A 14,767-nucleotide genomic window follows, 5' to 3' on the forward strand; every position below is an offset into this window, starting at 1 on the left:
AGCCAGCCCGGACACTCTCCATCACTTTGCGGGATCGACATGAAGATTGGCGTATAGCAACGAAAGGCTAATTTTGATCAAACCAAATTTTCATCGGCTATGGCAGGAGTTTCCTGACCACGTCAGATTCAAGACCATGAAAGATCTATACACAGAACTGGGTGGTGCTGCCGAGAAAAATATCTACTTACCAGGCTTCGGTCCCAATGGAAACACATGTGCCAGCCGGTTGAGCGTTGCCTTCAACAAGGCCGGTGCGCCGATCAACGCAGCCTTGGCGGGTACGGCTGGTGCACGGACATTGGGAACAAAAGACGGTTCTCGCATCATTTATGGCGTAGCAGATTTTCGATCCTATCTTTTGAAATCACTTGGCAAACCATCCACTGATGCCGTCAGCCCATATGATGACAAATTTCGCGGCCTGAAAGGCATCATTGCCTTCAGCGTGAACTGGAGTGGCGCCACAGGTCATATCGCCTTATGGAATGGAGTCCATTATCGTGAACCGGGCTATGACAACTACTCCACTTACACAAATCCGGACAACCCATCCATCAAAACTTCACTTGGTGAATTTTGGGAGCTCACTTGATGCGCATGGCTTTGCTGGCATGTGGTCTGGTCATCGCCGGATGCACCCCAGACACGAATCCCGCAGGTGGCGCTCGCACGCAAGTGCAGCGCGACGTTGAAAGCTATGCCATCGCAAGCTGCCTGACCCAACAGACTGAGCCCTATCTCAAGGACCAAGGAGATGCCTGGGCATCCGTTGTCGTGCAGCGCATGCACGGGGATATCGAAGTGCTGGCGGGCATTGCCGAACAGGTGCAGAGGGAGAACACCAAGGGCGCCAACGGCGATATGGCCGTCATGCGCGACGAAACCCGTCCCAGGCAGGGCAAGCCATTGCCCGTGCTGCACTGTGGCGAGGTGATCGACCGGCCCGCCGTGCGCGCTGCGATTCAAAAGGCGATTGCGGCACTGCGCCCGTCCTACGAATCCAGGTAGGCCAAGCCGTTTCCCGAAAATCCGGGTTGGAGGCGGGCAACCAGCCCCTACCCATCCAGCCCGTACTTGCGGATCTTGTCGTGCAGCGTGGTCTTGGGCATGGACAGGGCTTCGGCCGTGCGCGCCAGGCTGCCGGCGTGGCGGCGCAGGGCGTCGGCGATGAGGGCGCGCTCGAAGGCCTCGACGGTGGCGGACAGCGGCCGGGGCGCGGTGTCCTGCGCGGTGGTGCCGGCCGGCTGGCCGAAGGGGGGCGAGCCGGCCTCGATGCCCAGCACCGTGCGCTCGGCCACGTTGCGAAGCTCGCGCACGTTGCCGGGCCAGTCATAGCCCAGCAACTGCTGCACGCGCGCGGTGGTCAGCTCGGGCACGGGCCGCTGGTGGCGCGCCGCGCCCTGCAGCGCGAAATGCTCGAACAGCAGCGGCACGTCCTCGCGCCGCTCGCGCAGCGGCGGCAGCGAGACGGTGGCCACGTTCAGGCGGTAGTAGAGGTCGGCGCGGAACAGGCCTTGCCGGCTCAATTCCAGCAGATCCAACTTGGTAGCCGCGATCACGCGGCAGTCGATGGGGATCAGGGTGTTGGAGCCCAGGCGCTCCAGCACGCGTTCCTGCAGCACGCGCAGCAGCTTGATCTGCATGGGCACGGGCATGCTCTCGATCTCGTCCAGGAACAGCGTGCCGCCGCTGGCGTGCTCCAGCTTGCCGATGCGCTTCTTGCCCGCGCCGGTATAGGCGCCGGCCTCGCTGCCGAACATTTCGCTGTCGAACAGCGTGTCGGGCAGGCCGCCGCAGTTGACGGCCACGAAGTTGCCATCGCGCCGCGCGCTGGCCTCGTGCAGGCAGCGTGCCACCAGTTCCTTGCCCGTGCCGGTCTCGCCCTGGATCAGCACGTCGGCCGCGCTTTGCGCCAGGCCCGTGAGCATCTGGCGCAGCTGGCGCATGTTGGGCGCGCGCCCTATCAACCGGTGCTCCAGGCTGTCGCGCTGCTGCAGCTGCTGGCGCAGCGCCCGCACTTCCAGAACCAGGCGGCGGCGCTCCAGGGCGCGGCGCACGGCGCCGACCAGGGTTTCGGGGGCGAAGGGTTTCTGGATGAAGTCCTGGGCGCCGTCCTTCATGGCCTGCACGGCCATGGAGATGTCGCCGTGGCCGGTGATCAGCACCACGGGCAGCTCGGCATCCATGGCCACCAGTTCGCGCAGGAAGGCCATGCCGTCCATGCGCGGCAGGCGGATGTCGCTGACCACGATGCCCGCGAAGTCGCGCGACAGGCGCCGGCGCGCCTGCTCGGCGCTGCCCACGCTTTCGCATGCGATGCCTTCGAGCTGCAGCGCCTGCTCGCAGCCGAGCACGATGTCGGGGTCATCCTCGATGATCAGGACTTTGAGGGCGTCGGTCATGGTGTGTCGGCAGAGGGTGTGGAGGGAGCCAGGGCCAGGCTCAGCGTGAAGACGGCGCCGCCGCCCGGATGGTTGCTGCCCGTCAGCGTGCCGCCGCATTCACGCACAATGCCGGCCGACAGCGCCAGCCCCAGGCCCAGGCCCACGCCCTCTTCCTTGGTGGTGAAAAACGGCTGGAACAGATGGGCCTGCGCCGCTTCGCTCAGGCCCGGCCCGTGGTCGCGCACGGTGACCTGGGCGCGGCCATCGGCCACGGCGCAGGCCAGCTCCAGGCAGGGCGCGGGCTGGCCGCGCATGGCGTCCAGGGAATTGTTGATCAGGTTGATCAGCACCTGCTCGATGCGGTTGCGGTCGCACCAGGCCACGGCCTCGGGCACGCCGTCATCGCGCAGGATGCGGGCGCCGGTCTCGGCCACGCGCGACTCCAGCACGGCCAGCGCATTGTCCAGGGCACGCGCCAGCGGCACGGCCTGGCTGGCGCCGCTGGACTTGCGCGCAAAGTTGCGCAGCTGGCCGGTGATGCGGCCCATGCGGTCGGCCAGCTGCGCCATGCGCTCCAGGTTCACGCGCGTGGTTTCGGTATCGCCGCGCTCCAGAAAGCGCTGGCTGTTGCCGGCCAGGGTGCGCAGCGCCGTCAGCGGCTGGTTGAGTTCATGGGCCACGCCCGTGGACAGCTGGCCTATCACGGCCAGCTTGCCGGCCTGCACCAGTTCGTCCTGGGCGGCGCGCAGCGTGGCCTCGGCGTGGGTGCGCTCGGCCACCTCGGCCTGCAGCGCCTCGTTGGCGGCCGACAGGTCGGCCGTGCGCTGCTCCACCTTGCGCTCGAGCTCGTCGTGCGCGGCCTGCAGCGCCTCGCGCGCGGCCAGCCGGTCGCGCAGGTGGCGGCGGCGCTCGTTGACCATCATGGCCAGCAGCAGCACAAAGGCCGCGCCCACGGCCGCGGCCAGCGCGCGGCTCTGGGCCAGCTGGTCGACCTGCTCCAGGTGCGATAGCACGGTGATCGTCCAGGGCGTGCCCGGCAGCTGGCGCGACTGGGCCAGGAAGCGGCCGCTGACCGGGTAGACCGAGCCCGGCGATTCCTCGCCATGGCGGGCAATGCGCACCAGGCGCGCGCCCTGGCCCAGGTCGCGCAGCACCTGCAGGCCCAGCGGCTCCAGCGCGCGGCGGTTGTACTGGCGCGTGTGGTCGAAGGCGGCGCGCGTGCCCTCGTCCAGCGTGCGCAAGGTGGTGAATTTCCAGTCGGAGACCGTGCCCAGGATGACGACGCCGTTCTCGTCGCCCACCAGCACGGGCGCCTCCACCGTGGACCAAGATTGCTCCAGCTGGTCCAGGCTGACCTTGACCACGGCCACGCCCAGCGTGTGGGTGTCGTCGCCCAGGGTGGAGGCCAGGTAGTAGCCGGGCTCGCCGCGCGTGGTGCCAATGCCGAAGAAGCGCGCGCTGCCCGTGGCCATGGCGGTGCGGTAGTAGGGGCGAAAGCTCAGGTCCTCGCCCAGGTAGCTGTCGGAGCGCCGCCAGTTGCTGGAGGCCACGACGTGGCCGCGCGCATCGACCAGGTAGGCGGTCAGCGTGCCCGCTCGGTCGTTGAGCTGCTCCAGGTAGGCGTTGACGCGGTTGGTGAGCTGCTCGTCGCCGGGCTCGGCCAGCAGCCTTTGCACATTGCCTTCCAGTGCCAGCACGTCGGGCAGGAAGGCGTACTTGCCGATCTCGCGCTGCAGGCTGGCGCCGTACAGCTCCAGCCGGTGCATGCCCGTGGCACGCAGATCGGCGATGCCCAGCCGCTGCGCCATCAGGTACGCGCCCCAGCCGCTCAGCCCGCTCAGGGCAAGCCACAGCAAAAGCAGGATGAGCTGGCGCAGGGGGCGGCGGGCGGGCATGGTGAAGGCACCAATGTTATCAGTGCCCCCCAGCGCCGCCTGGGCCTCAGGCCGAGACAGCGGGCCGCCCTTCCTGGGAGTGCTCCATGGGCAGCAGCGACTCGTCGTCGTCCGTGGTGGCATTCGGATCGACCGCGCCTTCCCACTTGGCCACCACGGCCGTGGCAATGGCATTGCCCAGCACATTGGTCAGCGTGCGGCCCATGTCCAGGAAATGGTCGATGCCCAGGATCAGCAGGATGCCGGCCTCGGGCAGGCCGAACATGGGCAGCACGGCGGCCACCACCACCAGCGAGGCGCGCGGCACGCCGGCAATGCCCTTGCTGGAGACCATCAGCACCAGCAGCATGGTGATCTGGGCCGTCAGCGTCATGTCGATGCCGTAGGCCTGGGCGATGAAGATGGCCAGGAAGGTGGTGTAGACCATGGAGCCATCGAGATTGAACGAGTAGCCCAGCGGCAGCACGAAGCCGATGATGCGCGGCTTGATGCCGAACTTCTCCAGCTGCTCCATCAGCTTGGGATAGGTCGATTCGCTGCTGGCCGTGGAAAAGCCCACCAGCAGCGGGCCGCGGATCAGGTTCAGCAGGCGGAAGATGTCACGGCCCAGCACGACGTAGCCGGCCACGATCAGCAGCACCCACAGCGTGGCCAGGGCCAGGTAGAAGCACAGCATGAACTTGCCGAACACCGACAGCATGCCCAAGCCATGGATGGTGATGGTGCCGGCCACGGCGCCGAACACGCCCACGGGGGCGAAGCGCATCACGTAGTCGGTGACCTTGAGCATGATGTGGACCACTTCGTCCATCAGGCCCACCATGGAACGCGCGGCCTGGTTGTGCAGGTTGCCCAGCGCAATGCCGAAGAACAGCGCGAACACCAGGATCTGCAGCACCTCGTTGGTCGCCATGGCCTCGAAGATGTTCTTGGGGAACACGTGGGCGATGAAGTCCTTGAGGTTCAGCGCCGAGGTCTTGAGGTTCAGCCCTTCGGCCGACGACGGCAGGGCCACGCTCAGGCCATGGCCGGGCTGCAGCACGTTCGCATAGATCAGGCCGATGGCCAGCGAGCAGAACGAGGCCACGATGAACCAGCCCAGCGCGCGGCCGCCGATGCGGCCCACGGCCTTGGCGTCGCCCATGTTGGCCAGGCCCGACACCAGGGTGGCGAACACCAGGGGCGCGATGATCATCTTGATCATGCGCAGGAAGACATCGGTGAGGATGCCGAAGTAGCTGGCGATTTCCTTGGCGGCCTCGGGCGTGGGCGCGTAGCTGTTGCAGGCATAGCCCACCAGCACGCCGAGGACCATGGCCACGAGCACCATGGTGGTCAAGCGATTGAATTTCATGCGGATTTTTTCGTTGGACGTATTTCGGTCTTGCAAGCGAGCCCGGTCCGCCGCAGCCCCCGGGTCTCTGCCGGATGCCATTGCGAAGACGGGCTTGTCTCCCTGCACACACAACCACGACGCACGTGGCCTGCGCCTGACAGTGCACAGACCGTGCCAGCCGCATCCGGCACCTGCGCCACGCGCTAACTGCTTGATTCGCCTATATCGACCTTACTTTTATGCATAAGGTGGAACGGAAATCCGAACAATGAAATGCAGGCGCCGTTCGGAAAACCGGATGGCGCGACCTGCGGGCTCCGGCCCTCCCGGGCCATGGTGCAACTATTTGAACGCCGGCCGGTGCCCGGGCAGGACGGCAGCAGCGGCTGATGCTCCGGCGCCTGTAGAGAGGCCCGCTCTCCCAAAGTCCCGCACCGCGTCTTCACCAGGTGCATCAACCCTGCGCCATCCCTGCCTCAACCCTGCGTCTGGGGCCCCAGGCGGAAAACGCTCACGGACTGCACAAGGTCATGCGCCTGCTGGCGCAGGCTCGTGGCTGCCGCCGCCATTTCCTCCACCAGGGCCGCGTTTTGCTGTGTCGCCTGGTCCATCTGCGTGACCGCCTCGCCCACTTGTGCCACGCCGCTGCGTTGTTCGGCGGAAGCCGCGCTGATCTCTCCCATGAGGTCGGTGACGCTGCGTATGCTCATCACCACTTCAGCCATGGTGCCCCCCGCGCGGTCGGCCAGCACAGAGCCCTGTTCGACCCGCTCGACGCTGTCGGAGATCAGAGCCTTGATCTCCTTGGCCGCCGCCGCGCTGCGGCCGGCCAGGCTGCGGACCTCGGAGGCCACCACAGCGAAGCCGCGGCCCTGTTCACCGGCACGCGCCGCCTCCACCGCAGCGTTCAGCGCCAGGATGTTGGTCTGGAACGCGATGCCGTCGATGACGTTGATGATGTCGGCGATGCGGCGCGAACTTTCACTGATGCCCTTCATCGTGTCCACGACCTGGGTGACCACCTCGCCCGCCTGCCCGGCCACGCCGCTGGCCTGCTGCGCGAGCGCGTTGGCCTTGCCCGCGCCATCAGCGTTCTGGGTCACGGTGGCTCCGAGCTGCTCCATGGAGGCCGCCGTCTGTTCAAGCGCGCTGGCCTGGCTCTCGGTCCGAGAGGACAGGTCGGTGTTGCCCTGGGCAATCTGCGTGCTTGCACTTGCCACGGATTCGCTGCCGCTGCGCACGACGGCCACGACCTGCGATAGCGCATCACTCATCTCGCCGAGGCTGCGCAGCAGGGTCCCCACTTCATCGTGGGTGGTGGCCTCCACCCGTTGCGTCAGATCCCCGCATGCCACCGCACGTGCCAGCTGGATGGCCCGTCCGATGGGGCCGGTGATGGAGCGCGTGACCCAGGTGCCCAGCAAGGCGGCCAGCACGACGGCCACCAGCGCGCCCCCCAGCTCGAACGCCAGCGTCATTGCCGCCAGCGACTCGGTGCGCGTCAGGCGCTCGGCCATGAGCTGCTCCTCCTCCCGCACCAGGTCTGCCTGCAGTGCGCGCAGCCCATCCATGGCCGCCTTCTCGCGCCCCAGGGAGAACTCGCGAACCAGATCCTCGACCGTCGCCGTGCCATCCTGAACTTGCCGCCGCAGCGCCTGCAGCGGCTGCACCGCCTGCACGAATTCACGGTGGCGCAGCCGGATACCGTCGAGCCGGCGCTGCTGGGCGGGGTTGTCCTCGGTCAGGCGTACGGCCTCCTGCCAGGAGGCCTCGAACTCCTTGAGTCCTTCATCCCAGGGGGCCAGAAAACGGGAGTCGCCCGACAGGAGATAGCCCCGCGAGGCCGTCTCCATGTTGACCATGCCCGTGAGCATGCGCTGTCCCTGGGACATCACCTTGAAGGTGTGCTCGTTCCATTGCTGGGCCTCCTTGAGCCGGGCCTGGCTGCTCACGGCCAGCGCGATGACAAGAAGAAAAATGGCGATGACGCATGCGAAGGCAGCTGCGAGACGGCGGGCCAGTGGCCAGTTGGACAAATTCATGATGATCATCGGTACGGACTGCGTGGCCGGAAAGACTGCACACGGGCGCGGCGATCACGATGTCAAGCCTCGCCTGCGCCTGGGGCCCTCATCTCCTGGCCGGGATCTACAGAGCACTCGCGCCAGCGGCTGCCGGGTGGCGGCCAGCAGGCCTGCGCTTTGTTTCTCTATGTAATATATTGGACAAAACATATTTTTGTCCTAGACAATTCGCAAAATCCCTCAAAACATCCCGGCCATGGCCGGACGTTTTGTTCCCTTCAGATCAATGACGCCACTTTCTGACCCCCTGCCTTTGGCGCCTGGCCCCGGGCTGCCCATCTCAGCCGTCGAACGCGAGACCGGACTTGCCAAGGACACCCTGCGTGTCTGGGAAAGACGCTACGGCTTTCCAAGGCCTGAACGGGATTCGGCAGGCGATCGCCGCTACCCGGCAGACCAGGTTCGACAACTGACCCTGATCCGGCGGCTCATGGATACGGGGCTGCGCCCCAGCAAGCTGATGGGGGTGGACCTGGACGGCCTGCAGGCGCTGCTGGCCCGCGCCGACACCTCGCCAGCCATGGATTTGTCCAGGACAAATTCAGAGAATGCAGCAGACTCTGAACGCTTCGCACCCATGCTCAACGCCATTGCTGCCCATGATCCCGCCCAGCTCAGGCATTGCCTGAGCCTGGCCCAGTCGCGCATGGGCCTGGCCGGTTTCGTGACCACGCTCGTGGCCCCGCTGACCACGGCGGTCGGCGATTTCTGGGCACAGGGGCGTTTTGAAGTGTTCGAAGAGCACCTGTACACCGAGGTGCTCACCGGCGTCCTGAGGCAGGCGATCGCCTCGCTCGCCCCCCCTTCCCCGCCGCCCGCGCCCAAGGTGTTGCTGACCACGCTGCCTCAGGAGATGCATGGACTGGGACTGCTCATGGTCGAAGCCCTGCTGGCCCTGGAAGGCTGCAACTGCGTATCGCTGGGCACCCAGACGCCCATCGGCGACGTGGCACAGGCCGCGCGGGCACATCGCGCCGACATCGTGGGGCTGAGCTTCAGCAGCGCCCACAACGGAGCGATGGCGCAGGCTTGCCTGGGCGAGCTGCGCAGCCACCTGCCGCCGGCCATCGAGTTGTGGGCCGGTGGAGCATGCCCGGCGCTCTATTCCAACCCTGTCACGGGCATCACGCCGGTGCGCCATCTCACGGATCTGCAACCGCTGGTCGCCCGATGGCGGCAGACGACAAGAACATCAAGGACATCCGCATGAACTTTCCCGCCCCCCGCCCCGTCTTCACCGCCAGGCGGCGCACCCTGCTGGCAGCGACCCTTGGCGCCGGCCTGCTGGCCAGCGGTTGCGCCAGCATGCGCCCGCCAGGCTCGGTCACGCCCGTCTCACCGTTCGACCTGCAGCGCTACCAGGGCCTGTGGTACGAACTGGCACGGCTGGACCATGGTTTCGAGCGGGGCATGACCGATGTGACCGCCGAGTACACGCCGCAGGCAGACGGCAGCGTGAAGGTGGTGAACCGGGGGTTTTCCGTGCCCCGGGGCCAGTGGCAGCGTGCCGTCGGCAAGGCCTTGTTCACGGGCAAGCCGGACACGGCTTCGCTCAAGGTCTCCTTCTTCGGTCCGTTCTACGGCGGCTACCATGTGGCCGCCCTGGACCCTGACTACCGCTGGGCGCTGGTCCTCGGGCCGGACACGCAGTACTGCTGGATACTGGCCAGGGAGCCGAAACTGCCCCCGCAGACCCTGCAATCCATCGTCGCCAAGGCCGCGGAACTGGGCGTCGATACCGGCGCGCTGATCTGGGTCAGCCATGATCGGCACCAGGAAGCGCGCAGCCAGGAGGCCTTGTGAACAGCCTGCCCCCCGTCGCGGTGATCGGCGCAGGAATGGCGGGTTTGGCCTGCGCACAGTTGCTGGCCGAGGCTGGCTGCCGCGTGGATATCTTCGAGAAAAGCCGAGGCCCATCCGGGCGCATGAGCACACGGCGCGCGCAGGATCCGCAGGGTGCGTGGCAGTGCGATCACGGCGCCCCATCGTTTGCAGCCCAGGACCCGGAGTTTGTGCAGGAGGTGCGCCAGTGGGAGCAGCACGGCGTTGTCGCCGCCTGGCGTCCGCGCGCAGTGCGCCTGCTGGGCACAGACGTGGTGCCCGCAGAGGCAGGCCCCGACCGCTGGGTGGGCGTGCCGCGCATGACCTCTCCCGCAGCATTTCTTGTCCAGCGGCTTGGACAGCAGGGGCATGGCGTACGGCTGCACCTGCAGGCCACGGTGCAGCATTTGCAGCACGGGCCTGCCCGCTGGACAGTGCACTGTGCCGAACAAGGGCAGATGGGGCCGGAATACTGCGCCCTGGTGCTGGCAGTGCCTGCACCGCAGGCGGCAGCCTTGCTGGAGCCGGTCTCGCCCTATGCTGCGGCACTGGCCGCCAGCGCACGCATGCAGCCTTGCTGGGTGGCCATGCTGCGCACCGACGCCCCCCTGCCGCTGGACTGGGATGCGGCAGAAATCACGGATGGCCCGCTGTGCTGGGTGGCACGCGACAGCGCCAAGCCAGGACGGCAAGGGCAACAAGGGCAGCAGACCTGGGTACTGCATGCCAGTGCACGGTGGAGCCAGGATCACATCGAGTCGGACGCTGAATCCGTGGCCGGGCAACTGCTGCAGGCATTCAAGGCCCTGGCCGGCTCTCTGTCCGACTCTCTGCCAGGCGGCCTGCGCGTCACTGCCCACCGCTGGCGCTATGCGCTGCCGGCACCCCACCTGGTCAACCGCTGCTGGTGGGACGCGCCTGCGGGCCTGGGCCTGTGCGGCGACTGGATGTGCGGCGCAGGCGTCGAAGGCGCCTGGCTCAGCGGACGGGCGCTGGCCCGGCGCGCCCTGGCCACGCTGACGCGCTGAACTGCAGGAACGCCCGCGCCATGCACAAGAAGCCCCACCTGCCCTCCAAGCTGTGTGCGTGCTGCGGTCTTGCGTTCACATGGCGCAAAAAATGGGCACGTGATTGGGACGAGGTCAAATACTGCTCGCAGCGCTGCCGCACCGCGCGACTGCCGCCTGATCCCACTCCCCCATCTGCAGGCCGTCAGCCAAGGCGCTGACCTCCAAGCGGGCCATGCGCCCCGCACATTCTGGAGCCCTGGATTGCCGCCAGGCCGGCCCCATAATGCGCCACCCCATTGCATCAAGGAATTGGCACCTATGTCTTCCGGCGGCTTTCACGTCCACGGCCCACACGATCACGAACTCGAACATGCTGCCCAGGGCGAGCATGGCCACACCGCCCACCACGGCATCGGCGGCGGCAGCCTGACCAACCAGATCGCCATGTGCACGGCAGTCATCGCCACGGTGGGCGCCATCTTCGCGTACATGGGCGGCGCCACCCAGGCCAATGCCGGACTGTACAAGAACGACGCAGCCATCAAGAAGACCGAAGCGGCCAACCAGTGGGCCTTCTTCCAGGCCAAGAGCACCAAGCAATCGCTGTCCGATTTCGCGCGTGATCTGGCGACCACGGAGGACAGGCGGGCGGCCTACCAGGCCAAGGTGGAGCGCTACGAAAAGGAAAAGGACGACATCAAGCGCGATGCCGACCGCCTGGAAGCAGAGGCCCGGCAATGGGACGAGAAGTCAGAGATGCAGATGCACCTGCATCACCGCTGGGCGCAGGCCACCACCGCGCTGCAGGTCGCCATTGCCCTTGCAGCCATCGCGCTGCTGACCAAGAAGAAATGGCTGGAATACGCCATGCTCGGCGTGGCAGCGCTGGGCCTTGGCGTGGGCGGGCTGGCCATGCTGCACATCTAGAGCGTGTGGCAAAGCCGCAAAGCCGCATATCCGCCTTGGAAGGCAGCTGTGAAACAGCCCCCCCGATTCCCCGGCCTTGCCCGCGGCTCAGTCCTCGCTGGGACGGGGGTAGCCTGCCTCTGCCCACGCTTGCGCAGACGTCCGGGTGAGCTGATGGTCCGGCCTGACTCCCACCTTGGCCAGCTCGCTGCCGTCGGCGGCAGTGGCGGTGAGCGTGGCGCTGGGATTGTCCTCATCGGGCTCGATATCCAGAGAGACGGTCACGCGTGACCCGCCCACCACGATCTGCACATCCTTGTGCAACTGCGCTGCCAGATGCTGCTCATGCCGGCGCATCACCTCGTGCGCCGTCTTCACGAGCGTGTTGAAGGCGGAAACGTCCAGCGGCTTGGGATTTTTCTTGTCGCGGCCCATGGTCCACGGGCCGACCAGGCTTGGCTCCGCCTGGCCGTCCTGGGTCATGGCAACGGCCCAGCCATCGTCGTCTTCATTCTTGATGACGCGGGCCTCCCAGCCGTTGTGATGCCAAAGGCGGTCTTCGAAGATCGAGACGACTTCTTGTTCGAGTTCTGCGGACATGTCCAGACCCTTCCCTTGTGGAAACTATCGAGCCCGAAATTCTACTGTCCATCCATACAGTTCGCGCGCAGGGGTCTATTGCGCAAGCGGCGGCTTCCACGGGGCCATGACACCCGGCAGATACGGTAGCCACGGCAGTCAAAGCAGGCGTGCAGGCTGGTCAGCGGCTGACCGAGCTGCGTCAGGTTGCCTCGCTTGCACGTTGCGCTCGCCGCAAATTGCCGCTGGAGCGAAGGGCTTGCGAGTACGATAAGCTTCAAGTCTTGTTGAAGGTCAAGGCATCCCTGCCGAGGTCACGTATGAACATTGGCGAACTGAGCAAACGCACAGGCCTGTCCACATCACGCATTCGTTTTTATGAGCAAAGCGGCCTGCTGCAAGCGGCTGAGCGTGGCGCGAATGGCTACCGCAGCTATCCGCCTGAGATGGTGCAGATGCTGGAGCTGATTGCGATTGCGCAAGGGGTGGGCTTCAGCCTGGATGAAATTCGTGCACTCTTGCCGCCCGGCCTGCAAGGCTGGGACCATGAGGCCGTCGTGGGCGCGCTGCGCCAAAAAATTGCCGATATCAAGGCCATGGAGAAAAAGCTGCAGGCCAGCAAAAAGCAGTTGCAGGCTTTGTTGTCCGATATTGAAGCGCGGCCAGACAACATGGATTGCCATGACAACGCACGCCGTGTGCTCTCCCATGTACTGGCCCAGCAATCCGAATCCTTGGCCTCTGAAGCAGCGGCCGAAGAAAAAATGGGCAAGCTCATGCGCACCGGACACAAGAAGCGGGCAAGCGCGGCATAGGCCTGCGCCAGTTTGGAACGTGGCCCTAGCGCCTTGCCAAAGCCTGCACCACCTGCTTGGCAGTCGCTTTGGCCGACCCCGGGTTTTGCCCGGTGATGAGGCGGCCCTCGGCCACCACATACGACATAAAAGGCAGCAAGGCTTTCTGATAGCGCGCACCGCGCATCTTCATCTCCTGCTCGGCGTTGTAGGGCATGGACCAGGCCACTCCGGCCAGGATTTCTTCCGTCCATGAAAAACCCGTGACCCGTTTGCCCGCGACCAGCAAAGAGCCGTCGCTGAGCTGCGTATTGAGCAGGCCGCAGTAGCCGTGGCAAACCGATGCAACGATGCCACTTCGCTCCCAGATGCCGCGTGTGATGCGCTGCAGCCCCGCACTATCGGGAAAATCCCACATCACCGCATGCCCTCCGGTGAAGTAGATGGCATCGAAATCGTTCGCATCGATATCGGCAGGTGCCGCAGTGTTCGCCAGCAGGGCCATGCGCACGGGATCATCGAGCCAGGCCTTGGCCGAAGCATCGAAGTGCGGCCATTGGAGTGCGCGCGGCTCCAGCGGTACGGCGCCACCCAGCGGGCTCACCAGTTGCTGCAGATACCCTTGCGCAGCAAACACATCCCAGGCATGGGTCAGCTCCGACAGCCACAGCCCTGTGGCGTGCGCAGGGTCGTCGTAATGAGCGACATTGGTGACGACATGCAAGATACGTGGCGTACTCATGATGACTCCTGCGCGATGTGCTTGAGGCCCTGTGCGTAGCTGGTGACAGCAAAGTCGGGAAAGCGGCGCTTGAACTTGGACGAATCAAACACATTGTCGTGCGCGTAGCGTGGCAGCAGTTCGCGCAGTTCGCGCACGGGCTTGGAGACCCAGCCAGCAACCACCATGGCCAGGTGGCTCAGTACCTTGTAGCGCGGCTCAACCCCAAAGGTTGCAGCCGCCAGGTTCACAAAGGCCTGATAGGTCAGCCGCTCGTCCCAGCAAGGCAGATGCCAGGTCTGGCCATACGCATCTTGCGCATTGCCAATGGCTGCCATGGCGCGGCTTGCATCGGGCGTCCAGATCAGGGTGCGCAGCTTGTCGTCACGCACCGGCACTTTGGCCTTCTGGCCCGCCTTGAGCGGGCCGATCACCAGGGTGTTGGTGATGCTTTGGGTTTTGCCGGGGCCGTAGAACTCTGGCGCGCGGGCAATGGCGACGGGGATATCGCCGCGCTGCATCTCGGCCAGCACCATCTCGGCCATCAAGGCGCGCACGCGCCCCTTGCGGCCCACCGGGGCAAAGGCGGTTTCCTCGGTCTGCCGCTGCGCGGTTTGCGGGTACATGTAGGTGTTGTCGAAGTAGACAAACTTGGCCCCCGCTGCCCGCGTGGCATCGAGCGCATTGCGCAGCATGGCAGGAAACTGCCCCTCCCATAACTCGGTGTCTGGTGGCAGGCCAGCGGTGAAGTACACGACCTCGCTGCCACGCACGGCCTCCAGGGTTTGCGCGGAATTCATCAGGTCGGCGGACACCAGCTCGTCCGTATCGTTCACCTTGCGCGGCTTGCGGCTGACCAGGCGCAGGTTCTGCGTGTAGTTGCGGTGGAGCTCGCGCGCCAGCTCCACAGCGATCTGGCCATTGGCGCCCAAAATGGTTTGCATATCGATCCTTGCAGCAGCTTGTGTGATGAGAGGATAAGGAGCTTAAGCTTCAACTTGAGTTGAAGGTCAAGCGGCAAAACTGCAGGTCCCTGATATCAGGTCGAAGCCCCCTGCCGACTCGCTGGCTGTCTGAAGAAACCCGGCACTTCCATCATGTCGGGGAGCCTGGGGCCTGGGGCCTGGACACTGCGGCCTGCTTTGGTGCACCTGGTGAAGGCCCGGTTCGGGTCGGCAGCGCCTGTGCATGAGCCGCGATGGCGGACTTGCCTCTTTGCGGTTGCTCATCTGTG

15 protein-coding genes are annotated in these 14,767 nt (G+C 65.6%); 8 read left to right on the plus strand and 7 right to left on the minus strand.

Annotated features, from left to right (window positions below):
- Positions 1-136: 136 nt before the first annotated feature.
- Both ACF8ME_RS07085 and ACF8ME_RS07090 read left to right on the plus strand, forming a co-directional pair.
- The gene (locus tag ACF8ME_RS07085) at positions 137-595 is read left to right on the plus strand and encodes a T6SS effector amidase Tae4 family protein (RefSeq protein WP_080518216.1); all 459 of its coding nucleotides are present in this window, start codon (positions 137-139) and stop codon (positions 593-595) included.
- Between the two features lie 5 nt (positions 596-600).
- Positions 601-1,011 (plus strand): hypothetical protein, encoded by a 411-nt coding sequence (locus ACF8ME_RS07090; RefSeq protein WP_227469554.1) that lies wholly within the window; start codon positions 601-603, stop codon positions 1,009-1,011.
- A 47-nt stretch (positions 1,012-1,058) separates the two neighbouring features.
- Here ACF8ME_RS07090 and ACF8ME_RS07095 read toward each other — a convergent pair whose 3' ends face one another.
- The 4 genes from ACF8ME_RS07095 to ACF8ME_RS07110 all read right to left on the minus strand — a co-directional run bounded on the left by ACF8ME_RS07095 (position 1,059) and on the right by ACF8ME_RS07110 (position 7,669).
- On the minus strand, positions 1,059-2,405 hold the full coding sequence (locus ACF8ME_RS07095) for a sigma-54-dependent transcriptional regulator (RefSeq protein WP_392415832.1): 1,347 nt from the start codon (positions 2,403-2,405) through the stop codon (positions 1,059-1,061).
- Positions 2,402-4,282 (minus strand): ATP-binding protein, encoded by a 1,881-nt coding sequence (locus tag ACF8ME_RS07100; protein ID WP_016451540.1) that lies wholly within the window; start codon positions 4,280-4,282, stop codon positions 2,402-2,404. Before ACF8ME_RS07100 ends, ACF8ME_RS07095 begins: the two co-directional genes overlap by 4 nt.
- A gap of 46 nt (positions 4,283-4,328) precedes the next feature.
- The gene (locus ACF8ME_RS07105; protein ID WP_016446285.1) at positions 4,329-5,636 is read right to left on the minus strand and encodes a dicarboxylate/amino acid:cation symporter; all 1,308 of its coding nucleotides are present in this window, start codon (positions 5,634-5,636) and stop codon (positions 4,329-4,331) included.
- Positions 5,637-6,094: 458 nt separating this feature from the next.
- Positions 6,095-7,669: a methyl-accepting chemotaxis protein gene (locus ACF8ME_RS07110; protein WP_392415834.1), complete on the minus strand. Its 1,575-nt coding sequence runs from the start codon at positions 7,667-7,669 to the stop codon at positions 6,095-6,097.
- A 259-nt stretch (positions 7,670-7,928) separates the two neighbouring features.
- Between ACF8ME_RS07110 and ACF8ME_RS07115 the strand changes: the two genes are divergently transcribed.
- The 5 genes from ACF8ME_RS07115 to ACF8ME_RS07135 all read left to right on the plus strand — a co-directional run bounded on the left by ACF8ME_RS07115 (position 7,929) and on the right by ACF8ME_RS07135 (position 11,460).
- Entirely contained in the window at positions 7,929-8,912 is a 984-nt protein-coding gene (locus ACF8ME_RS07115) for a MerR family transcriptional regulator (RefSeq protein ID WP_392415836.1), read from the plus strand.
- Positions 8,873-9,505: a lipocalin family protein gene (locus ACF8ME_RS07120; protein ID WP_392415838.1), complete on the plus strand. Its 633-nt coding sequence runs from the start codon at positions 8,873-8,875 to the stop codon at positions 9,503-9,505. The genes ACF8ME_RS07115 and ACF8ME_RS07120 overlap by 40 nt, the downstream gene beginning before the upstream one ends.
- On the plus strand, positions 9,502-10,551 hold the full coding sequence (locus tag ACF8ME_RS07125; protein ID WP_312841291.1) for an FAD-dependent oxidoreductase: 1,050 nt from the start codon (positions 9,502-9,504) through the stop codon (positions 10,549-10,551). Before ACF8ME_RS07120 ends, ACF8ME_RS07125 begins: the two co-directional genes overlap by 4 nt.
- 20 nt (positions 10,552-10,571) lie before the next feature.
- Entirely contained in the window at positions 10,572-10,751 is a 180-nt protein-coding gene (locus tag ACF8ME_RS07130; protein ID WP_013801983.1) for a DUF2256 domain-containing protein, read from the plus strand.
- A gap of 100 nt (positions 10,752-10,851) precedes the next feature.
- Positions 10,852-11,460 (plus strand): DUF4337 domain-containing protein, encoded by a 609-nt coding sequence (locus tag ACF8ME_RS07135; protein WP_392415840.1) that lies wholly within the window; start codon positions 10,852-10,854, stop codon positions 11,458-11,460.
- 87 nt (positions 11,461-11,547) lie between these two features.
- Here ACF8ME_RS07135 and ACF8ME_RS07140 read toward each other — a convergent pair whose 3' ends face one another.
- Positions 11,548-12,039 (minus strand): hypothetical protein, encoded by a 492-nt coding sequence (locus ACF8ME_RS07140; RefSeq protein ID WP_016446290.1) that lies wholly within the window; start codon positions 12,037-12,039, stop codon positions 11,548-11,550.
- Positions 12,040-12,338: 299 nt separating this feature from the next.
- Between ACF8ME_RS07140 and ACF8ME_RS07145 the strand changes: the two genes are divergently transcribed.
- On the plus strand, positions 12,339-12,833 hold the full coding sequence (locus ACF8ME_RS07145) for a MerR family transcriptional regulator (protein WP_392415842.1): 495 nt from the start codon (positions 12,339-12,341) through the stop codon (positions 12,831-12,833).
- 25 nt (positions 12,834-12,858) lie between these two features.
- Here ACF8ME_RS07145 and ACF8ME_RS07150 read toward each other — a convergent pair whose 3' ends face one another.
- Both ACF8ME_RS07150 and ACF8ME_RS07155 read right to left on the minus strand, forming a co-directional pair.
- Entirely contained in the window at positions 12,859-13,554 is a 696-nt protein-coding gene (locus ACF8ME_RS07150) for a type 1 glutamine amidotransferase domain-containing protein (protein WP_392415844.1), read from the minus strand.
- Complete coding sequence (locus ACF8ME_RS07155) at positions 13,551-14,477, minus strand: NAD-dependent epimerase/dehydratase family protein (RefSeq protein WP_047327461.1); 927 nt, start codon at positions 14,475-14,477, stop codon at positions 13,551-13,553. The genes ACF8ME_RS07150 and ACF8ME_RS07155 overlap by 4 nt, the downstream gene beginning before the upstream one ends.
- Between the last annotated feature and the right edge of the window lie 290 nt (positions 14,478-14,767).

This window comes from Delftia sp. WSY_7 (assembly GCF_043104845.1).
GTDB classification, from domain to species: Bacteria; Pseudomonadota; Gammaproteobacteria; order Burkholderiales; family Burkholderiaceae_C; genus Comamonas; species Comamonas tsuruhatensis.